This is a genomic window from Waddlia chondrophila WSU 86-1044 (assembly GCF_000092785.1).
Lineage (GTDB): Bacteria > Chlamydiota > Chlamydiia > Chlamydiales > Waddliaceae > Waddlia > Waddlia chondrophila.
Window position 1 is genome coordinate 1,176,056 of sequence record NC_014225.1, and the last position, 23,848, is coordinate 1,199,903.

General features: G+C 42.2%; 25 protein-coding genes and 1 pseudogene. 19 read left to right on the forward strand and 7 right to left on the reverse strand.

Going from position 1 to position 23,848, the window contains the following annotated elements; all coding sequences use genetic code 11:
• Positions 1-78 precede the first annotated feature (78 nt).
• A pseudogene (locus WCW_RS09980) lies at positions 79-655 on the forward strand (transposase); the annotation flags it as partial.
• A 128-nt stretch (positions 656-783) separates the two neighbouring features.
• Here the strand turns inward: WCW_RS09980 and WCW_RS05295 are convergent.
• Both WCW_RS05295 and WCW_RS09985 read right to left on the reverse strand, forming a co-directional pair.
• Positions 784-1,224: a type II toxin-antitoxin system HicB family antitoxin gene (locus WCW_RS05295; RefSeq protein ID WP_013182164.1), complete on the reverse strand. Its 441-nt coding sequence runs from the start codon at positions 1,222-1,224 to the stop codon at positions 784-786.
• 31 nt (positions 1,225-1,255) lie between these two features.
• On the reverse strand, positions 1,256-1,381 hold the full coding sequence (locus WCW_RS09985) for a type II toxin-antitoxin system HicA family toxin (RefSeq protein WP_079891165.1): 126 nt from the start codon (positions 1,379-1,381) through the stop codon (positions 1,256-1,258).
• A gap of 642 nt (positions 1,382-2,023) precedes the next feature.
• Between WCW_RS09985 and WCW_RS05300 the strand changes: the two genes are divergently transcribed.
• The 4 genes from WCW_RS05300 to WCW_RS05315 all read left to right on the forward strand — a co-directional run bounded on the left by WCW_RS05300 (position 2,024) and on the right by WCW_RS05315 (position 6,026).
• A complete protein-coding gene (locus WCW_RS05300; protein WP_211259937.1) occupies positions 2,024-2,860 on the forward strand; it encodes an ABC transporter ATP-binding protein in 837 nt (278 codons plus the stop codon).
• On the forward strand, positions 2,857-4,353 hold the full coding sequence (locus WCW_RS05305; RefSeq protein ID WP_013182169.1) for a glycine betaine ABC transporter substrate-binding protein: 1,497 nt from the start codon (positions 2,857-2,859) through the stop codon (positions 4,351-4,353). The genes WCW_RS05300 and WCW_RS05305 overlap by 4 nt, the downstream gene beginning before the upstream one ends.
• Positions 4,354-4,455: 102 nt before the next feature.
• Positions 4,456-5,040 (forward strand): LemA family protein, encoded by a 585-nt coding sequence (locus tag WCW_RS05310; protein ID WP_013182170.1) that lies wholly within the window; start codon positions 4,456-4,458, stop codon positions 5,038-5,040.
• Positions 5,040-6,026 (forward strand): M48 family metallopeptidase, encoded by a 987-nt coding sequence (locus WCW_RS05315; RefSeq protein WP_013182171.1) that lies wholly within the window; start codon positions 5,040-5,042, stop codon positions 6,024-6,026. Before WCW_RS05310 ends, WCW_RS05315 begins: the two co-directional genes overlap by 1 nt.
• Here WCW_RS05315 and WCW_RS05320 read toward each other — a convergent pair.
• A complete protein-coding gene (locus WCW_RS05320) occupies positions 6,016-6,468 on the reverse strand; it encodes a DoxX family protein (RefSeq protein WP_013182172.1) in 453 nt (150 codons plus the stop codon). The two genes, WCW_RS05315 and WCW_RS05320, sit on opposite strands and share 11 nt — an antisense overlap.
• A 207-nt stretch (positions 6,469-6,675) precedes the next feature.
• Between WCW_RS05320 and WCW_RS05325 the strand changes: the two genes are divergently transcribed.
• Positions 6,676-6,858 carry a hypothetical protein gene (locus tag WCW_RS05325; protein ID WP_013182173.1) on the forward strand — a complete coding sequence of 61 codons (183 nt, stop codon included), beginning with the start codon at positions 6,676-6,678 and terminating at the stop codon, positions 6,856-6,858.
• A gap of 79 nt (positions 6,859-6,937) precedes the next feature.
• The gene (locus tag WCW_RS05330) at positions 6,938-8,422 is read left to right on the forward strand and encodes a hypothetical protein (protein ID WP_013182174.1); all 1,485 of its coding nucleotides are present in this window, start codon (positions 6,938-6,940) and stop codon (positions 8,420-8,422) included.
• Between the two features lie 44 nt (positions 8,423-8,466).
• Here WCW_RS05330 and WCW_RS05335 read toward each other — a convergent pair whose 3' ends face one another.
• Complete coding sequence (locus WCW_RS05335) at positions 8,467-9,330, reverse strand: GIY-YIG nuclease family protein (RefSeq protein WP_041941542.1); 864 nt, start codon at positions 9,328-9,330, stop codon at positions 8,467-8,469.
• 149 nt (positions 9,331-9,479) lie between these two features.
• Entirely contained in the window at positions 9,480-10,421 is a 942-nt protein-coding gene (locus tag WCW_RS05340; protein WP_041941543.1) for a cation diffusion facilitator family transporter, read from the reverse strand.
• Positions 10,422-10,506: 85 nt separating this feature from the next.
• On the opposite strand from WCW_RS05340, the gene kdsB reads away from it, so the two are divergent.
• The 4 genes from kdsB to WCW_RS05360 are packed head-to-tail and all read left to right on the forward strand — an operon-like array spanning position 10,507 to position 13,746.
• Complete coding sequence (gene kdsB / locus WCW_RS05345; RefSeq protein WP_013182177.1) at positions 10,507-11,244, forward strand: 3-deoxy-manno-octulosonate cytidylyltransferase; 738 nt, start codon at positions 10,507-10,509, stop codon at positions 11,242-11,244.
• Positions 11,241-12,857, forward strand: a complete 1,617-nt coding sequence (locus tag WCW_RS05350; protein WP_013182178.1) for a CTP synthase — start codon at positions 11,241-11,243, stop codon at positions 12,855-12,857. The genes kdsB and WCW_RS05350 overlap by 4 nt, the downstream gene beginning before the upstream one ends.
• Positions 12,854-13,300: a Holliday junction resolvase RuvX gene (ruvX, locus tag WCW_RS05355; RefSeq protein ID WP_013182179.1), complete on the forward strand. Its 447-nt coding sequence runs from the start codon at positions 12,854-12,856 to the stop codon at positions 13,298-13,300. The genes WCW_RS05350 and ruvX overlap by 4 nt, the downstream gene beginning before the upstream one ends.
• A complete protein-coding gene (locus tag WCW_RS05360) occupies positions 13,297-13,746 on the forward strand; it encodes an EVE domain-containing protein (RefSeq protein ID WP_013182180.1) in 450 nt (149 codons plus the stop codon). The genes ruvX and WCW_RS05360 overlap by 4 nt, the downstream gene beginning before the upstream one ends.
• Here the strand turns inward: WCW_RS05360 and WCW_RS09740 are convergent.
• Positions 13,738-14,556, reverse strand: a complete 819-nt coding sequence (locus WCW_RS09740) for a class II glutamine amidotransferase (RefSeq protein ID WP_013182181.1) — start codon at positions 14,554-14,556, stop codon at positions 13,738-13,740. The two genes, WCW_RS05360 and WCW_RS09740, sit on opposite strands and share 9 nt — an antisense overlap.
• Positions 14,557-14,565: 9 nt before the next feature.
• Complete coding sequence (locus WCW_RS05370) at positions 14,566-15,471, reverse strand: ATP-grasp domain-containing protein (protein ID WP_013182182.1); 906 nt, start codon at positions 15,469-15,471, stop codon at positions 14,566-14,568.
• 312 nt (positions 15,472-15,783) lie between these two features.
• Here WCW_RS05370 and WCW_RS05375 point away from each other — a divergent pair, with 312 nt between their 5' ends.
• From WCW_RS05375 to mvk, 8 genes are all read left to right on the forward strand, one after another.
• Positions 15,784-17,037, forward strand: coding sequence for an IS256 family transposase (locus tag WCW_RS05375; protein ID WP_013182183.1), 1,254 nt, complete (start codon positions 15,784-15,786; stop codon positions 17,035-17,037).
• A 46-nt stretch (positions 17,038-17,083) separates the two neighbouring features.
• Positions 17,084-17,467 carry a hypothetical protein gene (locus tag WCW_RS09745; RefSeq protein WP_013182184.1) on the forward strand — a complete coding sequence of 128 codons (384 nt, stop codon included), beginning with the start codon at positions 17,084-17,086 and terminating at the stop codon, positions 17,465-17,467.
• Positions 17,468-17,596: 129 nt separating this feature from the next.
• A complete protein-coding gene (locus WCW_RS05385) occupies positions 17,597-18,895 on the forward strand; it encodes a hydroxymethylglutaryl-CoA synthase family protein (protein WP_013182185.1) in 1,299 nt (432 codons plus the stop codon).
• Positions 18,864-19,931, forward strand: a complete 1,068-nt coding sequence (gene fni, locus WCW_RS05390) for a type 2 isopentenyl-diphosphate Delta-isomerase (RefSeq protein WP_013182186.1) — start codon at positions 18,864-18,866, stop codon at positions 19,929-19,931. The genes WCW_RS05385 and fni overlap by 32 nt, the downstream gene beginning before the upstream one ends.
• Before the next feature lies 1 nt (position 19,932).
• A complete protein-coding gene (locus WCW_RS05395; protein ID WP_013182187.1) occupies positions 19,933-21,168 on the forward strand; it encodes a hydroxymethylglutaryl-CoA reductase, degradative in 1,236 nt (411 codons plus the stop codon).
• Positions 21,165-22,100 (forward strand): diphosphomevalonate decarboxylase, encoded by a 936-nt coding sequence (mvaD, locus tag WCW_RS05400; RefSeq protein WP_013182188.1) that lies wholly within the window; start codon positions 21,165-21,167, stop codon positions 22,098-22,100. The genes WCW_RS05395 and mvaD overlap by 4 nt, the downstream gene beginning before the upstream one ends.
• On the forward strand, positions 22,097-22,948 hold the full coding sequence (locus tag WCW_RS05405) for a GHMP family kinase ATP-binding protein (RefSeq protein ID WP_013182189.1): 852 nt from the start codon (positions 22,097-22,099) through the stop codon (positions 22,946-22,948). Before mvaD ends, WCW_RS05405 begins: the two co-directional genes overlap by 4 nt.
• Positions 22,936-23,844: a mevalonate kinase gene (mvk, locus tag WCW_RS05410; protein WP_013182190.1), complete on the forward strand. Its 909-nt coding sequence runs from the start codon at positions 22,936-22,938 to the stop codon at positions 23,842-23,844. Before WCW_RS05405 ends, mvk begins: the two co-directional genes overlap by 13 nt.
• Positions 23,845-23,848: the final 4 nt, after the last annotated feature.

Genomic DNA, 23,848 nt, shown 5'->3' on the forward strand with positions numbered 1-23,848 from the left:
TCAAAAGTTGTGTTTGAGATAAAAAGAGCGTACCCTATGAAATTTTAGAATCAAAAAAAATTTATAGGAGATACGCTCATGAAGAATGATGTCATTTCTTTGGATAAATTTCACGCAACAAGTGAAATGAACAGCTTGCTGGAACAAACTTTGAGGGAAGGAGCTCGCCTGTTGAAGCAACAGGCTATTGAAAATGAAGAGTGCTCTGAAGGGTACTCAAGCGCAATTCTTCCGAAATATCTAAGGAGGGTGCCATCTCTTGATGCGGTGATTCCAGCTCTTTACCTCAGGGGGATTTCTACAAGCAATTTCCAGGATGCACTTGAAGCGATCATGGGCAAGGATGCGAAAGGATTATCCGCAGCTAATAACATCACTTCGTCAAGTGAATGCGAAAAAGGCCATTCAAATTTATATGGCCCCTACCAAAGAAGATTGACTGGCGGCGTTTGAGGTGTTTTTAAAAACATACCGAGACAAATACCCCAAAGCCTGTGCTTGTCTTGAGAAGGATAAGGCGCAACTGTTTACCTTCTACAATTTTCCGGCGATCCATTGGCAGCACGTCAGGACAACTAACCCGATTGAATCGACTTTTGCAACAATAAGACACCGGACAAGGCAAACCAAAGGCTGCGGTTCAGTGGCTGCCACTAAAAATTTTTAAATTAGGGTGCGTTTAAGGATTCCAAACACAACATTTGAAAATATCTCGCGTTTACCGCCGTGTAGGCGGCTTAGAAAGATACGTTTATCGGGACAGTAAAAAGCCTTGCAGATGAGTCACTCCATTCTCAATACAATGTTTTTTTCGGGTGCTACAGCTTTCATAAGATCATAAAATTTTTTCACAGAAATGCTTACGTTTCCCTTCTCATATCGTCTATAAGCAAAAGTTGATCCCGCTTTTAATCGCTTTGTCAACTCACTATAAGTAGTCTTATGCTTTTCTCTTTGACGTATTAAAATAAGACTTGTCAACAAGTTTTGATCTTCTGCCTTTATGAAAAAATGATTCCCTTTTAGACTTGATGCTGTTACTTTCGCTCTTTTCCCCGATCCTTCTTCAAAATAAGCGTCTAAAAGACACTCTATAGCATCAACAGCCATCTCTAAAGCTTCTTTTTTTGTTCTACCTTGTGTCAAAGCATCAACCAGAGGGATTTCTACGCTGTATCTAGGTTTTTTTTCTGGATCGTTAATGATTTTTGCGTCTATTAACATTTTTTATCTCCCGGATTTTCTTGAGCTTTTTTCAATATGCCTTTATAGGAACAACAGTTTTTGCTTCTCCGTTTGTCCAAACTTCATGACTTCCACCTTCTCGATCCAAATACCAACCAAGTTTTTTGAGCTGCTTTTCGACATCTTTTTTCTTCATGAATTTATTATACACATAAACGTGTATTTTATCAAACTGAATAGAAGTTTATTTTTTCTTTGTTTTTTGATAAAAACGGGGCTAATGTCAGGGAAGCAAGCTTGCGATAAAAAAAATGAGACCGAAAACAGCCGATAGGTGTCATCGCCCTAAACCTCAGGCAGATAAACCGGATCAGATATGGGGAACGGATATGACATTGATATAACGTCTGATAATATATCTTATGTTGTAATTTATGTATATTTTTTATTGAAAACCGTTTCGGACATTTTAGATAGCTATATCCAGGATAATATGTTAAAATACCTTCTATTAAAAAAATAAATGTAACAAAATTTCATGAATCCAATAGCACCCAGCATTTCTACTCAAAATATTGAAAATCAAAAAATTACATCTCAAAGGAGACCAAAATCCGCAACTGCAAAGATAACACAAACTGCTTTGAAAACCTAACCAGCCTCGAACATCTTTGCCTCAAGGTGTTGTTAAATCTTTCAATGTAACTTGGAATGGATTTGCAACCCTTGGGTTGATTTTTACTTGGTTGAAAAATTTATTCGGATAGGCTCTTGAAAGACTCTATGAAGCTTATTCAAAACCTTTTACAAAAGGTCTTCTGAAGTTTCTTTCAGAATTTTGACATGTACAATATTCGCTTTGCGTGCTACTGTCTCATTAAAAACAGCTCGCAATCCAACCTCCTTCGCTATGATCTCCATCAAAAATATCCGCAAAACTTACGATAATGGAAAAACATACATCGTCGACAATATTTCTTTAGAAATCCCTGAAGGAAAAACTGTCATCCTTCTAGGATCGTCCGGATGCGGAAAAACAACTCTTCTAAAAATGATCAACAGACTTATCGAATCCTCATCCGGTGAAATCATTATCGATAATCAAAATATCCGCGACTACGACCCCATCATTCTTAAACGCACAATCGGTTATGCTTTTCAAGGCGTCGGATTATTTCCTCATCTCACAGTTAAAGAAAATGTCACGATCGTCTTAAAATTAATGGGTATGGCAACAAAACAAATCGAACAAAAAGCGCTAGACTTGCTAAAAACCGTCAACCTTGAACCTAAAATATTTTCTAGTCGATTTCCCGATGAACTCTCCGGAGGACAGCAGCAAAGAGTCGGAGTCGCTCGATCACTTGCTACCCACCCCAAATATCTACTAATGGACGAACCTTTTGGCGCCTTGGATGCCATCAATCGAGATGCTATGCAAGAAGAGATGAGAGTCATCCGAGATAAATTTCATACAACCGTTTTATTTGTCACTCATGATATCTTCGAAGCGATCAAGCTGGGAGATCTCATTGCTGTGATGAACAAAGGGAAAATTGAACAAACAGGCACCCCCGCCGAACTCATTAACCATCCCCAAACTTCTTTCGTCAAAAACCTGTTTCAAAAACCCCTCGAACAACTTAAGCTCTACAAAGAAGAGCTGAAAACATGAGCAGCTCCCTTTTTTTCACAAAATTGCTCGAACAAGTGATTCTCGTCGGATTGACAACTCTTATTGCAATCTGCATAGGAATTCCCCTTGGAATCACTTCATACAAACTCCCTCGCTTCAAACCCTGGATTTTTTCAGGGATCAACATTTGCCAAACAATTCCTAGCCTAGCTCTCCTTGCCTGCTTAATTCCTCTTCTGGGAATAGGGATCAAATCTGCGCTTTTGACAATGACGCTCTACGCAATCCTTCCTGTAGTCATGAACACTTATTCAGGTCTGGAAGCGGTTCCTCCCGAACAAATAGAAGCTGCCGATGGACTAGGCTTCACCCCTTTTCAAAAACTACGAATCGTAGAACTTCCACTCGCCTTCCCTATCATGATTACAGGAATGCGCACAGCAGCAGTGATGAGCGTCGGCGTTGCAACGATCGCCTCCTTTATCGGTGCAGGCGGACTCGGAGATTTTATCTTTCAAGGAATCGCGACAAACAACATCAACACTGTATTATATGGAGCAATCCCAACAGCAATGATGGCTCTTCTCATCGATTACGCCTTTCGCAAAATCGCCATCATTAAATCTTTTGCAAAAATCGCTGTTGTCAGCATCATCTTTGTCACAGTTTTTTACCAAAATGGCTTTTTTCAACAAAAACCCTCGATCACTGTGGCAACGAAAAATTTCACTGAACAGTTCATCCTTGGAGAAATGATTGCACAGCTTTTGGAAAAACACACTCCTTATCCTGTTAAGCGAAAATTCAACCTCGGCTCTACAGACTTATGCCATCAAGCAATGCTGAACGGAGATATCGATATCTACCCCGAATATACAGGCACTGCTCACCTTCTGGTGCTAAAAGAGAACAACTACAACCTTGATCCGGATGAATTGTTTGATTTCGTCAATCAACATTATCAAGAAAAATTCGGTATCGAATGGCTGCATCCTCTAGGGTTCAGTAACACAGAAGTTCTGATTGCAAGAAGTGACCAAGCAGAAAAATATCACTGGCGCTCGATCGGCGACATCAAGCCCCATGCAGAATACATGGCAATAGGAGCTCCGGCAGAATTTTGCTCCAGACCAGATGGCTTGATCAATTTTAAAGAAAAATATGGAATTGTATTCAAGAAAACTGTTCTTCTCGAACCCGGTTTAATGTATGAAGCTGCTCTACAAGGAGAAGTTGATTTAATCGCAGGATTTTCAACTCACCCAAAACTTCAAGGCTGCCCCTTAGTCTCTCTTAATGACGATCTCAAAATATTCCCCCCCTATCACGCAGCGATCTTGATTAGGCAAGATATCATCAAAAACAAACCCGAAATTAAAGAAATTTTACTTAAATTATCTGGAAAAATCAGCGAAGAAAAAATAAGGAAACTCAACTATATGGTAGAAATTGAAAATAAAAATATTGATTGTGTTGTTGAACAGTTTCTAACTGAAAATCAACTACTTACAATGGAGCATCCTGAGTTTTGATCAATAGCTAACGGCTAAAAATTCTACTATATGATATGATAAAGTTATCTTAAACTCGACTTTGCAGTTGCAAGGTAGGGTGCAACAAAAGGAGTGGATGAGATGACAGTTTTACTCGTTATTGTCGGAGTAATCGCCTTGCTGGCTCTTTGGGCAGTGGGCATCTATAACAATCTAATTCGACTGCGCAATCAAGTCAAAAACGCTTGGGCTCAAATTGATGTTCAGCTGCAAAGAAGATACGACCTTATCCCCAATCTTATAGAAACTGTAAAAGGGTATATGGCTCACGAAAAAGGAACGTTGGAAGCAGTCGTCAACGCTCGCAATCAAGCATCACAAGCTCGTAAAAATATCGGAGGCGTCCCTCAAGAAGGAGAATTGAAAGAACTGGCCGGAGCAGAAACAGCTCTTCGCGGAGCATTGGCAAACGTCTTCGCGTTATCAGAAAGCTATCCAGATTTAAAAGCGAATAGCACCATGCAAAACCTGCAAGAAGAGCTCAGTTCTACAGAAAACAAAGTGGCATTTTCCAGACAATCTTACAACGATCAAGTTCTGAAATACAACACAGCTCAGGAGCAGTTTCCAGCAACATTATTCGCCGCAACTTTTGGACATTCTCCTGCAGATCTCTATGAAGTGGAAGAACCTGAAGCAAGAAAAGCTGTTAAAGTGGCATTCTAATGGACTTTTGGGCAGCTCAACAAAGAGCGAGGAAAAAGACAAAGCTTTACCTCGCTGCCTTTATCTTGATCACTTTAGGAGTGGCGTTCCTACTTGAAGTTGTGATGAGAGATGCATCGCCTGGCTATGCGCAATCTTTTCCTATTGCAGGTCCATTGTTCCTCATCATTACCTTCTGTGTTGCCGGCTTTCAATACATGATGTACAGTTCCCGGGGCGGATCCTATGTTGCTGAATCTGTCGGAGCATACCGTATCGATCCTCAAACGGCAAATCCTATAGAAAGAAAGCTGCTCAATATTGTTGAAGAGATTGCTATCTCATCATCGCTTCCGGTGCCGCCGCTCTACATCATTCCTTCTAAACAGATCAATGCATTTGCCGCGGGGCTGACGCCAAACAAAGCTGCAATTGCAATTACTGAAGGCGCTTTAATGAAACTGAATCGCGACGAAGTGCAAGGAGTCATTGCACATGAGTTTGGACACATTTACAATGGAGATATGGCAATTAGCTTGCGCCTTGCCGCTATGGTGATGGGCTTTTTTTTCGTTCTGTATTTTGCAATGAGAATGTTTCAATTTGCCTCTCTAACAGGAAGAGGAAGAGACAATCAAAGAGGCGGAGCCCCTATTTTCCTGATCGCTCTCCTATTAATGGGAGCTGGAATCTTTACCTGGTTTGCCGGATCTGTGTTAAAGGCTATGGTCAGTAGAGAACGGGAATATCTAGCCGATGCTTGCTCGGTTCAGTTCACACGCAATCCGGAAGGGATTGCCAACGCTCTTAAGAAAATTGCCTTAGACCAAACTCACGATATGCCAAAAGAAGGAATGGCCTATTCCCACATGTACTTAGACGACCGCTCAGCGTTTTCCTCTCTTTTCGCGACCCACCCGCCTTTGAAAAAAAGAATAGAGGCCATCCTAGGAAAAACTTATATGCCCGATGAATGGCCTCCCCGTTCGCATGACTCTACTTCTTAGAAAATGCTCTTTCCAAAACGTAATCGACAGAAAATTTACCAGGACCAAAACACAAAACAATCAGCGAGGTCAACAAATAAGTAAATGGTGTCTGATTAATGAAACGTTGAGAATTTTCCAGCACTGCAAAAGTCGCATCTCCATGAGCTGTCAATAAAGCTCCAATCATCGTTAACGCCAACGGAATGGCCACTAAACGGGAAGCAAAACCAACTAATAAGCAAATTCCTCCGACAACTTCTATCCAACCCACGATAAGGGCCATATACTCCGAAAATGGAATTCCAAGCGATGTAAAAAAATCCACAACAGGAGCTGTGTTCTTAATTTTTTCAAATCCCGCTTGAAAAAAAGAATACCCCCAATAAAGTCTTAAGGCTAAAAGAAAATAGGATTGCAAAAACTCCCCTAAACACACAATTTTATCATAAAAAAAACGCATCGTTAACTCCCTTTTAATGGAATAATTTTTAAATCTATCTATTCTCTTCTGTTTTGACAAGCATTTTTTTCTTGAGAAGAATTGATATACCGATCATTGTTGGAAAATGTATTTGATAGATAAATTTTTTTTAGCCTGGCGTAGCGCTATCGATATATACCGAATTAACTTCAAGATTCGGTATAAAGCAAAATATGAAGTGTACTTATGAATCCGTTATTTGAAAAAAAAGGATATTTGATCGCTCTAATCGCTTTCATTGCAACGTTTGCTCTTTTTTACAATTGGACAAGCGAGCTTCTTTACTGCCTGATTGCCTCGATCATTAATGCCTCAATAATCTGGGGCACCTATCTAATCATTCGCATGTGCTATCTTGCTTCCCGATAATTTTTTGTTTTGAAAATTAGCCTAATCATGTAAAGATGAAAAACTCTTGCTAAAAACCAAATTTCCTCAAGGAGGTTTTATGACAACACAATCCGTTAAAGAAAAGGATTTTGTTTTCTCTTCAAGCGAATTCCCCAGATTATCTGAAGGCATTCCAGGAGTTGTTCAAGAAATTGATCAACTACATTCAGCAGTTCTTAAAGCGCATACAATTGAAAAAGTTCGCATTTTAGAGCTACAACTAGGAGAAAGAATTAGAGAGTTGAGCGAACTTTTTACTCAGCTTTTTGATACAGCAAACGAAGTTTCTAAACTTGCACTGCCTCTTTTCAATAAAAATAAAGGTAGAAAAGGAGCATGGCAAACGGAAGCTGAAGCAAGAAAAAAAGCGATAGAAGCTCATAAAGAGCTTGATGCTCTCTTGAAAAAACAAGTCTCTTACCGTCTTGCTCTTTCAGAAGTCACTGTCACCCCGAATTACCTCCCTCAAGTGCAAGATTTATCAAGCTCTTTGATTGAACTTAGCAATTCATTGCAAGAGTTAATGACTGAAGCACTAAATCCTTCTCAACAACCCGATATAGAAAAAATCAAGCTTCAACTTGCTGAAAAACGTGAGCGTTTTGAAGAGTTGGGTGCACAAGTGGAAGGATTAGAGGATCCTGTAGCTAGAAAAGCGATTGCTTTGGATAAGCACATAGAAGAGACAAGGGAACACACAGGAATGATTGCCATCAACAAAGCTGTCTGTAAATGGGGGCTGACACGCATCAATATTTTCGTTGATATTTTGTCAAATATTGTCGATTTACAGAAAAAAATGGCTGGGCTTTCTCGAGATGCTGAAAATCTGAAAACCTATTTAAGAGAAAATCCTTATACCAGTGCAGACCCTGTCAAACTTTGCATTCGTGCAATTCTCAATGATCCAGGTGAAAGAACTCTTAAAGCTGTTGAAAAAGAGATGAAAGAGCTTCTCGCACAATATCCAGAGACAATTTCCTCAGGAGCAAAAAAAGCTCTTCTTTCAATCCTGGATGAGAAACCGGAAACAAAAATTACTGAAGCCAGAGATCTGATCGAAGCTGTTGTCAAAAAACTTCCAGATTCGCCTATCGATAACGCTACACGCGACTTTGCTGCAATTGTACGCGTGTACAATGAAAGTAAATCGCAAGCAGAAGCTTACCGAGAGGTAACGGAAAAAGCGATTGATGATCTTTCTAAGTTGATCGAAAATGAGGAAAAGAACCTCATCGCGACAATTAAAGGAATCCCCTTTCATGATCCTTCAGTGTTAAATCAAATCTCTAAACAGATGGAAGAAGCGATATCACGTATGCAAGGAGAGCGCAAAACACTTTTATATAAGTTAAAAGAAACGTGGAAAGCCATTACAGAGCAACTTTCAACAGAGCAAAAAGGGCAGCTTCTATACGAGATCAACCGCCTTGGCTATGCCATTCACGAAAATCATGGAGCTTTGCCTCGGGATTTTACTTATGGAAGGTTGTGGTCGATCAACAATCCTTATGTCGAATCGATGGCAACAAAAAGCACTTAATAAAGCTTTTTCAAATAAGTGTCCGAGCTTAACTCGGACACAACTCACTTTTTCCCTAAAGGGCCGCCTCCTCCTTCTAACTGATTGAAACCGTCATCAATAGCATTCTTTGCCTTAATCCATAACTTTTCCATCTGTTTAATATGAGGACCTTGATATAAAATATAAACTTTCCATCGATCGGGTTCTTTGCGTACAGCTTCTACAAGAGGCCGTTTACCTATATCTTTCTCAGGATGATCAAATGCATAGTGGTAACCATACATTCTCTTTCGAAAACTTTGAGACGTCTCCCCAATGAACCACTTTCCATCATCTCTTCGGAAACCGTAAACAACGCTTTTTCTTTTTCCACCCATAGGGGAGTAATTGACATGTAATCTAGAACGCTCCTTGTAAATTCTACTCTTGATTTTGTATTCTTTTTCCGGAGTTTGGAATGAACTTGGAGGATCCACATTAGCCATCGGTGGAACAATTGTTCCTCCACCGCCGCCCTTGATCTTATTGAACCCTTTGCTGATCATATCATGATCAACAATCACCATGGTTTCCAGATCGCTGCCATCTAACTCCTCGCTGAGTTCCTCTTTCTGCGTTGGCACAACTCCCATTCTGAATTTAGTCGGAGATCTTCTCATACTCTCGTATAAATCACTTCGGCCACGATCCTTTTCTGGATGGCGGGCACAACTTAAGTGCTGCCACATTCTTTTCCTAAAGCCTTGAGCAGTTATTCCTACTTTTGCTTCGCCCGTTTCTATATTTTTAATTTTATAGATAATCTCTTTCCCTCGGCCATATTTTTTTGCTCCAGGAGAGAATTTGCATTGCAACGAAGATTCCACGGGATAATAACGCACTGGACTCCCAAATTTTCTGGAGCAGATGATTTCATCATCTTGCATTGTTGTATTAGGATCTCTATCCTCGTCGCTTTCTGTGACAAGAGAAGATTCCTGGAATCCTGTAAAAACTGGGTACTTTGGTATTTCAGGTATAGACATAAGTAAAAAAAATTATTAAGGAATATTATAGCATAAACATTGGATTAATATCAATGATCATCCGGATAAAAGGGCTCGATATGTACGGTCACCTCCCTAACCGCAGGCCATGCTTTTTGAATATTTCTCCTCACTTTTTGACTGATTCTATGTGCCTGGTCAACAGGCAGCTCAGGAGAAACTTCTACATCAATATCTACATGAGCATCCGGACCATACAATTGAATGCGGATTTTTTCCGTTTCCAGCACGCCATCTACTGCTCTTGCAGCTTTTTTCACGACTTCAAAATAATTATCGCTGGGAACTTTATCCATGAGTTGATGGAGATTACTACGTGCGGCAAATGAACCGATGGCAACCATAAGCACTGCAATGAAGATCGCCCCAATGTGGTCGATGACAACACTCCAATCAGGAAACCACGCAGCAATAATCAGCGTAACGGCAGCGAAAAGACTGGTCAAAGCATCCATGCGGTAATGAGCAGCATCGGCACTGAGCGCCGGACTGTTTTGCTGGATAGCGACTCGTGAAATGACGTGATAGCACGCTTCTAATAAAAGCGTTGCTGCCAATGGAATAAGCCAAACGTTTGAATCGATCGGGCTGCTTGGAACATCTTCCATGAGTTGAAATAACTGCTGGCCAGCCATTCCTAATCCAACTAACACCATGAAGACTCCTAGTTGCAACCCTGCTAGCGGTTCATAACGCCCATGGCCAAAAGGATGGTCCTCATCCGGAGGTTTGGCTGCCAGTTTAATAAAGACAATCAAGATAAGGCTGCAAGCAATGTCCAAAGAACTTGCAAGAGCATCCATTAACAAAGCGGAACTTCCAAAATGCGCAACACCTAATAACTCGATGATAATAATGATTAACCTGATCAAAACACCCCAACGCGCAGCGCGTATCAAATGCGAATTTCGATTTTTTCGCGCTTTGGGTACATTTTCCGGCAAAGGAACAGGATCGGGAAATTGGCTCATTGTTCGCTCATCTAAAGACTTTCGGTATAAAGATAAACTTTTCATGAGTAAAATTAAAGGACTTATGCTATACTAAAGCCCCGTTATGACCTATCGAATTATTGGAATGATTCCTGCGCGCTATGGAAGTTCACGCTTCCCCGGAAAACCCCTCGTCGAAATATCCGGAAAATCTTTAATTCAAAGAACTTACGAAAATGCCCAACGCTGCAAACTTTTGCAGGAGATCTATGTCGCAACAGATGACGATCGCATTTTTTCTCATGTCGAAGAATTTGGGGGAAAAGCGATCATGACTTCCTCAAATTGTCCCACAGGAACAGAGCGTTTAGCTGAAGCGATCCATCTAAATTTCAAGAACGTTGACATGATCATCAATATTCAAGGGGATGAGCCGCTTCTTGAACCTTATGTGATTCAAAAGGTTGGAGAAATATTAATCAACGACCAGTCCGCTGTCATGTCGACGGCAGCGGTTAAAATTAGCACAGAAGAAGAGGCCCTCAGCCGCTCCGTCAACAAATGCGTCATAGATGCGCACGGCAACGCCTTATATTTTAGCCGGTCGCTCATTCCTGGGGGGCATTCCGGCAAGTGGGAGCCTGATACCACTTATTATAAACATTTGGGAATCTATGGCTATAGAAAGGATTTCCTGTTCCATTATGCCGAACTGGAAACGACTCCTCTTCAGTTGGCTGAAGACCTGGAACAGCTGAAAGTCCTCGAACACGGATTCAAGATAAAAGTCGCGGTAGTCGACAGTCATTCAATTGGCGTGGATACACCGGAAGATTTGATAAAAGTAGAACGGAAATTATGAGTACTAAATATATATTTTTTACCGGAGGAGTTTGCTCCTCCTTAGGAAAAGGTTTAACCGCAGCATCAACTGCGCTGCTATTGGAAAAGAAAGGGCTAAGAGTAGCGATGCTGAAACTTGATCCTTATCTAAATGTGGATCCAGGGACAATGAATCCCTTTCAACATGGAGAAGTCTATGTCACCGATGACGGCGCTGAAACAGACCTTGACCTTGGGCACTACTACCGTTATAGCAACTCCCCTCTTTCTAAAGCTTCCAACGCAACTTCTGGACAAATCTACAACACGGTTATTAAAAGAGAAAGACACGGTGATTATTTAGGCAATACCGTTCAAGTCATTCCTCATATCACAGATGAAATCAAACGCCGCATTCTTAACTGCGCACGGCAAGAAGACGGAATAGACATTCTGATTATCGAAATTGGCGGCACCGTTGGAGATATCGAATCTCTGCCGTTTCTCGAAGCGATCCGGCAATTTCGCAATGAAAACGAGAGAAACTGCATTAGTATTCACCTCACCTATGTGCCTTATATTAAAGCTGCTGGCGAGGTCAAAACCAAACCTACACAACATTCTGTACAAAGCTTAAGAGAGATCGGCCTCTATCCCGACATCATCCTTTGCCGCTCGGAGATGACGCTGCCTGATAGTGTTAAAGATAAGATCAGTCTTTTCTGCAATGTCAACCGCAAAGCTGTTATCGAAGAGGTCGACGTGGAGCATTCCATCTACGAAGTGCCTTTGGAACTAAAGAATCAAGGGTTGGATTCGATGATTATGGAGCTTTTACATCTCGAAGACAAAGAGATCGATATGTCTGAATGGATAAAGATTGTCGATACGATAAAAAATCCCAAGGGAAAAATCACAGTAGGCGTTGTCGGAAAATATGTAAAACATCAAGACGCTTACAAGTCGGTATTCGAGGCGCTTGACCACGGTGCGTTGGCGCACGGATATGAGTTGGAAATTAAACGTTTTGAAGCGGATAAAGTGTTAACGGCAGCTGACCTGGAACAAGCGTTTGGCAGATGCGATGGGTACTTGATTCCAGGAGGATTCGGAGAGCGCGGCTGGGAAGGGAAAATTCAAGCAGCCAAATACTGTCGGGAAAATAAAATCCCTTATTTTGGGATTTGCCTAGGAATGCAAGTGATGTCGGTAGAATTTGCCAGAAATGCGGCAAAGCTTGAAGATGCCAACACAACAGAAGTTGATCCAGGAACCAGCACTCCGATCATTTCTCTCTTAAGCGAGCAGCAGCAAGTTTCCGACATGGGCGGTACCATGCGCCTTGGAGCGCAGGACTGCCTGATTGAGAAAGGTTCTAAAGCTTTTGAAATCTACGACTCAGAAAAAATCAGTGAACGGCACCGCCACAGATATGAGTTCAATAGTAAATACAAAGAACTGATGGAAAAAGCCGGTTTGCGGATTTCCGGCAAGCATGCTGAAACAAAGTTATGCGAAATCGTTGAAGTTGAAGATCATCCTTGGATGATCGGTGTGCAATTCCATCCGGAATTTAAGTCTAAGCCAACAGCTCCCCATCCTCTTTTTCGCTCTTTTATTGAAGCTGCGATTAAAAGGAAAACATCTTCATGAAAACGCGCATCATCGGCATTGACTATGGAATGAAAAGGATCGGCTTGGCTATTTCGGATGAAACCCATCTCATTGCCTCTGCCATTGAGACTTTTGAAGCGTCTAAAAAAATGGAAGAAACAGTTGCAGCATTAGTTAAACGCCTGGAAGAGCATCAAAAGGAAAAAGGATATGAGCTAAAAGAAATTGTCGTCGGATTTCCTCTTAAAATGAATGGAAAAGCAGGATTTATCTCTGACGAAGTGACGCTGTTTGCTGAAACGCTTTCGAAAGCGCTTTCAATCCCTATCATCAAATGGGATGAAAGATTGACTAGCGTTCAAGCAGAGCGTGCGATGATGGAAGGCTCTTATAATAGAAAAAAAAGAACGAAAAAACTTGACCAAATCAGTGCAGTCATTATTTTACAAAATTATTTAGACTCAAAAAATCTCATTATATGAAGTATTGGTTAATGAAATCAGAGCCCGGATCGTATTCGATCGACGATCTCCGGAAGGATAAAAAAACTACCTGGGAAGGAGTGAGAAACTATCAGGCACGCAATTTTATGCGCGATGAGATGAAGGTTGGAGATCTGGCTCTTTTTTACCATTCGAATGCATTGCCATCAGGTGTTGCAGGTATTTGTGAAATCACTAAAGTCGGAATTCCTGATGACACATCTTGGAACCCGAAAAGCAAATACTATGATCCCAAAACAGATCCTGACAATCCTAGATGGATCATGGTAGAAGTAAAATTCGTAAAAAAATTTCCAGCGATCATTCCTCTTTCGGAACTAAGAAAAGCTCCTGAATTAAAAGAGATGATGATCCTGAAAAAAGGCTCCAGACTGTCGATCACTCCCTTGAAAAAAAGAGAGTTTGATTACATCTCTTCACACTAAGTACGCATGTTGTTGTAAAACAAACGGCACAGTTTCAATATTGAAGTCTTCATCGACTAGAGTCATTGTGTTGTTCTCCATCGCTCTCCACTCACTGCTCTCCCACAATTTTTCGGAAGAAAAAACGATAGATTCTCCGTCTTTGTAAAAATTCAAGGATAGACAATCGTGTGTTTCCGGAGAGCAAACTCTACATGCCATCATGCGAATTCCATCAGTCAGCAGTAAATTGATGCGATATTCCATCGCCAATCCCAATTCTTTCTGCCAATAATGAAAGTCGGAAACAGCTCTCGACAAAGAAACAGGCAGATTGGTAAATCCTAATCGCGGCTCATGATGAGAAAGTAAAAGATAAAACAGATATTCAGAATCAGTCTGCCCCTTAATGCTTTGATAGAAATCTTGTGGAATGCTTGCAGCTGTTTTTTGTTTAAGCTTATCAAAATCTACGATCGTCCCATTATGCACGCAAGTCCACTGACGGTAGCTGAAAGGATGGCAGTTTTCCCTGCTGACACTACCCACTGTAGCTGCACGGACATGGCCAATCAGGCAGTGGGTTTCCACTTTAGAGACTAAGCTCTTTAAGTTTTCATCATTCCAAGCAGGTTGTATTGATTTGAAAATTGCAGGCGTTGGATCCAAAAGATTGTGATTGTACCAAGCGATTCCAAAACCATCGCCATGCAGCCCCAAGTTCCCTTCTTGAGATTTTTTGCTCTGCTTGATCAGTGAGTTTTCCGGAAGATCCAAAAATTTTGATAAAAGAAATGTTTTTTTAGATAAAACTCCGACAAACCTGCACATGATTCAAACCTATCCTGGTAAAGTTGTTAAAATATAGTCAATGATCTGCCCGGCAATTCCTTTTCCCTGCGCAAGCTCCATCCCCTTAAACCCTGGAGAAGAATTCACTTCACAAATTTTATAATTGTCATTATCGCAAAAAAGGACATCGATCCCTGCAATATCCAGATTAGCTAACCGTATCACTTCAGAAGCCAACCATTCAAGCTTATTGTTCAGAACAAATGGTTCAACTGTCCCCCCTAGAGTAAAGTTAGCTTTGAACCCCTTGCTTGCTTTCCGCTTCATCGCTCCAATCGCTTTGCCGCCAACCATAAAAATTCTTAAATCCACCCCACAGCTACTGGCAACATACTCTTGCAAAATGATGTTTGCACTTTTGTTATTTGAATAGATGAGATCCATAATGTCTTCAAAATCTGACTCATCTTTGCACAGGTAAATTCCTTTTCCTTCTGTTCCCACGATATTTTTAATGACGACAGGAAATCCTATTTCCTCACGAATGAATTTAGGACTGATAGGAAATTTACCCAGCATTGTTTTCGGAGTGGGTAAATTGCTTTGTGCAAGGAGCTGATGCATGTGCAGCTTGTCTTTGACAATTTCTATCGATTCAGGGCCATTGCACAAGTAAACACCCATATGCTTTAAATGACGCAAAACGGCCAAAGCATAATAAGTCGTTCCAGAGCCCATGCGCGGGATCACAAAATCAGGTAGTTTCTCCGGTTTTCCATTGATCAAAATACTTTTGCGATCGTTTTTGTTGACGATAAGCTCAAATTGATCCGGCGAATAAACTCTAATCTGCACTCCCCTTTTTCGAGCTTCTTCCCTAAGCCTGTTGACTCCATAATCAGCAGTCGTCAACCGTGTTTCGTTTTTTGCATAAATAATCCAGCCAAGTTTCATCTTTGTTATTTCCGGCTAAACAGCCTCCTCCCTTAAAAAATTAAGGAAATTATAAACAATCGGGTAATATTTTAGCTAAGAAATTTATCAATCTTAGCATAATCTAAACACATTTTTTTTATGATCCCCTTTGAAACTTAAAAAAATTATAATTTATGAACTTATCCATCACGAAAAATTTATTAACCGGCCCTTTCTTGAGAAAGGATATCTTCATTTCCTCGAGATATGATCAAAAGTTGTGTTTGAGATAAAAAGAGCGTACCCTATGAAATTTTAGAATCAAAAACAAATTTTATAGGAGATACGCTCATGAAGAATGATGTCATTTTTTTGGATAAATTTCACGCAACAAGTGAAATGAACAGCTTGCTGGAACAAACTTTGAGGGAAGGAGCTCGCCTGTTGCTTCAACAGGCTATTGAAAATGAAGTCAATGAATACCTGGAATCGATGAAAGGCAGGAGGGATTTCGAAGGAAGAAAACAATTTGTCCGCAACGGCTACCTCCCTGAAAGAGAAGTACAAACAGGAATCGGACCGATATCAGTAAAGCAACCTAGAATTCGAAACAGAGAAGAGTGCTCTGAAGGGTACTCAAGCGCAATTCTTCCGAAATATCTAAGGAGGGTGCCATCTCTTGATGCGGTGATTCCAGCTCTTTACCTCAGGGGGATTTCTACAAGCAATTTCCAGGATGCACTTGAAACGATCATGGGCAAGGATGCGAAAGGATTATCCGCAGCTAACATCACTCGTTTAAAACAATCTTGGGAGCAGGAATACAAAGACTGGAACAAGCGCTCTCTTGAAGGAAAGCGCTACGCTTACATCTGGGTAGATGGGATCTATTTCAATGTTCGTCTTGGAGATGACCGAATTTGCTTTCTCGTGATTCTTGGCGCTCTTCCTAATGGTAAAAAGGAACTTGTGGCGATCCACAATGGTTATAGAGAGAGCAAAATTTCCTGGACAGAGGTATTGGAGAGTTTGAAGCGGCGCGGGCTGTGTACAGCTCCTGAGCTTGCGATAGGAGATGGTGCGCTTGGATTTTGGTCGGCAATAGAGGAAGTTTTTCCGAAGACAAAGCAGCAGCGGTGTTGGGTGCATAAGACGGCCAATGTGCTGGATAAAATGCCCAAAAGTATTCAAGTGAATGCGAAAAAGGCCATTCATGAAATTTATATGGCCCCTACCAAAGAAGATGGACTGGCGGCGTTTGAGGTGTTTTTAAAAACATACCGAGACAAATACCCCAAAGCCTGTGCTTGTCTTGAGAAGGATAAGGCGCAACTGTTTACCTTCTACAATTTTCCGGCGATCCATTGGCAGCACGTCAGGACAACTAACCCGATTGAATCGACTTTTGCAACAATAAGACACCGGACAAGGCAAACCAAAGGCTGCGGTTCAGTGGCTGCCACTTTGACAATGGTATTCAAGCTGGCTACTACAGCCGAGAAAAAATGGAGAAAACTCAAAGGTTGTGAAATGATTGAAAAAGTAATCAACGGAGTGGTCTTTAAAGATGGAGAAGAGGTTCTGGAAAAAGAAAAAGTAGCTTAAAAGAATTTTTAAATTAGGGTGCGCTTAAGGATTCGAAACACAACATTTGAAAATATCTCTTTCCTCCGATCCTCACATTGAAAAAATTAATAACAATAGAATCTACGTAGATCATGATCTACGCTATCGTTTTCATTGGTCTAACTATTGTGGCATGATCCCGTTAGTGAGCACTGTAACAGGATCAATAAGGGCTTTAATTGGCTTAATTCACACAATCGTCCATTTAGCAAAAAGCATTTTTGATAAAAAAAGAAGAAAAGATCATCTATTGGAAGCAGCTCTTGGTGCATATAGTGTCATCAGAGGTTGTGTTGAGGCCGTTCCACTGCTCGGAAATTTGGCAATTATCGAATTTGATGTAATCAGAATACTTTCCAAGAAAACAAAAAGCGTATACATTGGCCCGAGCAGCGAATATCGTGCATGAAAATATAGGGGAATTATCTAAAATAGATAAAAACCCTCAGAGAGCAAGGATTGTATTATCTTGACTATTAACCCTGTATTAATTTAGTCTTAAGCATTAATTTTTGCTGAATTCTAACAGGAGAACAAGATGTCAACAGACGTCAAAGTTGGCATTAGCGATATCGCCATTTATCTGCCACGTCTAAAAATCGACCTTGAAACTATCATTAAAAAGCGAGCAAGTGAATCCGATGGGAAAATTTTAGAAAAAGTTCTAAAAAGAGCTCTTGAAAAAACAGGCGTGCTTTCGATGCATTTCCCTGAATCTTGGGAAGATTCTGTCACAATGGCAGCACAAGCCGCTTTAAAATTAATTAACCGCAAACGATTTAATTTAAAAGCTCTGCGCTATCTAGTCTCCGGAACCGAAACAACTGTGGATTATTCGAAACCTCTTTCTTCTTATGTCATCGGCATCCTTAAAAAAGCGGGAATTTCCCTTCCCCAGTCCATTTCAACATTTCAAACCCAGCATGCATGTGCAGGTGGAACAGTTGCTCTGATGGCAATCTCTGCTTTGTTAGGATTTACGCAATCTTCCGGAGAGTCGGGCATTGTTTTGTGTTCTGATATCGCCCGCTATGGCAAGTACACATCTGCTGAAATGACTCAAGGAGCCGGAGCGATTGCTCTACTGACAGAAACCGATCCAAAACTCATCGAGCTTGACCTAAAGACAGCCGGATACAGTTCAAAAGACGTCGATGATTTTTTCCGTCCGCTTGGATCTGAAATTGCAAAAGTCAAAGGAGGATTTTCCGTCCGCTGCTACATGGAAGCCATGGATTCCGCTCTAGTCGACCTCTCCTCCCGTTCAGGTAAAACGCCAAAAGAAATGCTGACATCCGCGGACATGTATGCCCTGCATGTCCCTTATCCAAAACTGCCGACAAATACTATGGAATATCTGCTTGGCAAGTATGTAGAAATGGACAAAGAAGCGATCGAAAAAATCCTTAAAGAAAAAGGATTTTATGAGATGACTGCTCCCGCTTCCAAAAGCGGAAACATCTATACAGGCTCTATGTTTATGTCTCTGGCATTTCTTCTAAAGAACCGCTACAACCAGCTAGGAAACGCTATCGTCGGAAAGAAAATCCTGATGGGGTCTTACGGATCCGGCAACACAATGGTCTTTATGTCGGGGATCATTGCACCCAGTGCTCCGGAAGTGATTAAAAATTGGGATTTGGAAGAAATTTGGGATCATCAAAAGTCTACGATACAAGATTATGAATCATGGATCGAATCAAATGGAAAAACATCCGAACAATATGCCTCCTTGCTGGAATCCAAACGCTCTTCCATCCAGCCGGATATGTTTTTCCTAGATCGGATACGAGAGGACGGATATCGTGAGTACAGCTACTCCAGCCAACATTCCTAGCCGCAAGCAGCGTCACTTAGATGCGTGTATGAACCAACCTGTAGAGGGGGTAGGATCCACCTTTTTCGAAGATGTGATGTTTGTCCATCGGGCAATGCCGGAACTTAACTTTTCTGAAATTGACACTTCAATAGAATTTCTGGATAAAAAGATCTCTTTTCCACTTTTTATTTCCTGCATGACAGGAGGATCGGATCAGGGAAGGCTGGCAAACCGCGAGTTGGCAAAAGCTGCTCAAGAATTAAACATTCCGATTGGATTAGGCTCTATAAGAGTGCTGTTCAATCATCCAGAAAGGGTCGACGATTTCCTGCTGCGAGAGTATGCCCCTGATATTCCGATTATCGCCAACATTGGAGGCGCTCAAATCATTGAACTTTCCATGCATGAGATCAGAGAATGGCTAAACAAGCTTGAAGTGGACGCTCTGACGATACATCTTAACTGCGGGCAAGAGTTATTTCAAAACGGCGGCGATACCCGTTTCCGCGGAATCATGGACGCTATAGAGAAAACAATCGACAACCTTTCAATTCCAGTCATTGTCAAAGAAACCGGTTTTGGAATCAGCCCTAAAGAAGTTAAAAAGCTGATTGCCATGGGAACTCATTATGTAGATCTTGCCGGTGCTGGCGGCACAAATTGGATAACCGTTGAACAGCACATCAATCAAACAGAAGACTTTGCAAGCAGCGCCTTTATGGATTGGGGCACGCCGACAGCGATTTTGCTTGATACTGTCAAAAAGTACCGGGGAAAAATTTTAAGTTCTGGAGGATTGCGCTCAGGCATGGATCTCGCAAAATCGATCGCCTTAGGAGCTCATGCAGGCGGAATGGCTCTCCCCTTCATCCAAGCTTCTATTGACGGAGGTAAAGAAGAAGCTGTCGTTCTTGGCCGCACCATTGAGAAAGTGCTCAAATCTACGATGTTGCTCACAGGTTCTCAAACCATCGAAGATTTGCAGCAGCAACCTTTGATCAAGTCGCTTGAGTTCGAGCACTTTGTTCAATCTCTTACCCGAATCGACCTGTGACATGATTCCTTCTAATTTTCGCAAGCTCACACCTGTCCAACGTCGAGACGCTTTAAAAGCTCTCTACCTGATTGATGATGATGAATTGCAACTTCTTGCAAACCAAACAGACTTGACAGAGCTTTCCGATATTCTGGTCGAATCATCGATCGGAACCTTTCCAATTCCTTTAGGAATCGCAACAGGTTTCCTGGTTGACCGCTGTCTAAAATTTATCCCTATGGCTACAGAAGAGCCTTCCGTCATCGCTGCCGCCAGCTATGCAGCGCATCTGATTAAAGCTGGTGAAGGGTTCACGACTTGGGCTGATTCACCAGTGATGACCACACAGATTTTCCTCAAAGAAGCTAAGCACCTCTCATTGCAAACGTGCAAAGAAAAAATCGGCTCGCATGTCAACGCGATCATTCCTCGAATGGTTCAACGCGGAGGCGGCTTCAGAGGTGTTTCAACAGAGAGAAAAGAAGACACATTACTCGTTTCGATCGATGTTGACGTCTGCGATGCCATGGGTGCGAATGTGATGAACACTGTTGCAGAAGGGATGAAGGACTATCTTTCAAACCTTTTCGAAGGCCGAGTGCTCATGTCCATCTTAACCAATGCATCTTCAAAAAGAAAGGCAGGTGCATCATTCAAAGTCCCGGTAAAGCTGTTCAGAAAAGGAGGCCTGTCCGGGTTGGAGGCATGCCAACGGATTGTCGAAGCAAATCAAACAGCTCAACTGTTTCCCGAACGCGCAGTCACGCATAATAAAGGGGTAATGAACGGCATTTCGGCACTAGCGCTGGCAACCGGCAACGATACGCGTGCGATAGAATCAGCAGCGCATTTTTACGCACAAAAAACAGGTCAATACCTTCCATTGACAACATACGAAATCTCAGACAACTCTCTTAAAGGAAACATAGAGCTTCCCCTTGCTTTAGGAACTGTCGGTGGAACAACAAGTTTTTGGCCCGCTTCTCGGTTTGCATTAAAATTGCTTTCCTGTCCCGATGCGCAATCTCTGAATAAGCTAGCTGCGGCTCTGGGGCTTGCCCAAAATCTGGCAGCTCTTTTTGCCCTTGTTTCTGACGGAATACAGGGAGGACACATGAAGCTGCACGCAGCAAAGGCAGCCTACGCCGCTGGCGCCCGCGGAGAATCGATTCGCCAAATAGGAGAAACTCTTTGGAACGAGAGAAAACTTGATATTGAAGAAGCAAAAAAAGTTCTGGAGAAGACAACATCATGAATGCTGTGACTGTAGAGACTTCTCCTTCGCTTGCCTTGATCAAATACTGGGGAAAAAGCAACACAGCTCTTAACTTGCCTGCAACATCGTCTCTTGCTGTGTCTCTGGATACCCTACGTACAAAAACGACAGTAAGTATTTCAGAAGACGACAGGATTTTTATCAATGGCAAGCAAGCACCGATAGAACGATTTCGCTCCTTTTTTGAAAATTTTAGAAAGACAACCGGTTCCGATCAACGCTTTTCTGCTTATAGTTCGACAAATTTTCCCGTTGCTGCCGGCCTGGCAAGCTCCTCTTCAGGCTTTGCTGCCCTTGCCCTCGGCTGCGCCCGTTTGATCAACCCGGAAATTCCTTTAGAAACGATCTCCTCTCTAGCGAGATTTGGTTCTGCATCTGCGGCCCGCTCGCTATTTGGCGGTTTCACGATTCTCAAAAAAGATGCAGAATCTTCCGAACCTTTAAACATCGACTGGCCGGAACTTAGAGTCATCATAGGCATCGTTACAAACAGCTCCAAGGAAATCTCTTCACGGGAAGCGATGGAATGTGCCCGAGAAACCTCTCCCTTTTACGACTCCTGGCTGAAAAAAGCAGACGAATTTTTCTCTCAAAGCGTGCCAGCTGTTCAAAAAAGAGAATTAAATACACTTGGCCCGCTCATCAGGCAAAGTTATCTTTCGATGTTTTCCACAATGCTGACAAGCACGCCATCAACACTTTATTGGAAGCCTGAAAGTGTTGCTTTGCTACACTCTTGCGAAGAGCTCAGGCAAGAAGGGATCAGCATTTGGGAAACAATGGATGCTGGACCGCAAGTGAAAATGGTTTGCCTGGAGCATGATCTAGACAGCGCTCTTCAAAGGCTTCGAGCAGCGCATCCGCTAGTTGAGTTCCTCGTATCTAAGGCGGGTGGAGCACCTAAGGCATGAGAATTACCGTTCCGGGCAATATGCTTCTTTTCGGAGAATATGCCATTACCTACCCCGACGGATTAGGGATCGCCGCTGCAACAAAAGAAAAGTTGATCATCGACATCCTTCCCGCATCTCAATTGACAATCTCCGGAGAATACGGCAACGAAACTTACCGCTGGACAAAGGGGGATCCATTTCCCAGCCGCCTTATTGAGCACATCGTTTCTACATTAAATCTTTCCCCCTCTCTGCATATTCATCTTGATGCTCGGCAATTCTATTATCCAGACGGCACTAAAAAAGGATACGGATCCAGCGCCGCAGTCACCATTGGCCTCCTCTCCGCACTTTTAGAAGGGCAGATCGGATCCATTGATCAATTAGCATGGCACGCTTTGCAGCTGCACCGCTCATTTCAGGGAGGCAGAGGAAGCGGATATGACATCTATGCTTCCTGTTTAGGAGGAGTTGGACTGTTCAAAAACAGCAATCCGCCAGAGTGGCAGCCGCTTAATCCCGATTTATACAGGGAAATCTATCTCTTAAGAGGAGCGTACTCTTGCGACACCCGCTCCGTGCTTAAAGAGTTAAAGCATTTTGAAACCGCCCATCCTTTACAAATAAAAAAATACATCAAAACATCGAACGCACTCATTCAGCAACTTTCTCTTTCCCTGCGCCTTTTTCATCGGGCATCTCTTCTAAATCGATGGATCAACCGGCATCTTGCTCAAAAAATTCAATGGGAAGAGATCTCAGTTAAACCATTAGGTGCAGGAGGAGAAATCGGAGCGGCGTTAACACCTATGGAACATAGCAAGCCGCTGCATATCAGTCTCGAAGGAGTCCAATGTCTGCAGTAGGATCAGCTTCTGCAAAACTGCTGTTATTTGGAGAGCACTCTGCTGTTTACGGCTTTCCAGCTCTCGGCATTCCCCTTCCTTGGAAAACCACAGTGAAACTTGTGCGTGCGGAAAATATGCAATGGAAAGTTGCTCCTCGCTATTTGCCCCGTTTAAATCCACTTCTCTCTAAGCTTCCCGAGATATTTCCGGAACTACACTCCCTCTCCCCATTAGAAATCATCGTGCATTCTGAAACTCCGATCGGAGTTGGATTCGGCTCTTCCGGCGCACTATGTGTCGCATTGACACGAGCAGTTTTTTCCCAAATTGGTCAGCACGCCCAAGCAAAAGAAATTTGGTCCCGCGCTCATGCATTAGAAGCTTATTTCCATACAAATCCTTCAGGAATAGATACTGGCATCTCCACGATGGAGCAAGGAGGATATTTGCAAAAAAAAAGCAGTATACTCCCCTCCTTCCAACCTTTTAAAAAAAAGCTGCCGTGCCTGATTGTCGGCGCATTCCCACGTTCCATGAATACCTCAGATTTAGTGTCCGGGCTACGTCAAAAAATGGAAACAGCTTCCGAGCCTATGGAACATATTGAACATCTGGGAGAAATTGCAAAACTTTCCTTAGATCAGTTAGATTGTCCCGCAACTTTTGGAGAGTTGGCGACTCTTGCCCATGTTCATTTAAAGGCGTTGGGAATATCCATACCGGAACTTGACTCCTTGTTGGAGAAAGCGCTCACTTTAGGCGCCTGCGGAGGTAAACTCAGCGGCTCCGGAGGAGGAGGCGCTTTTTATATCGTTTGCGAAAATAGAAACTCCGCAGAAAAAATCATTCGTCAATTAGAATTCCCTAACCTGTATCTTCTTCTAGATTCATCCTTTGAAAAAATTAGACAGTAAATTC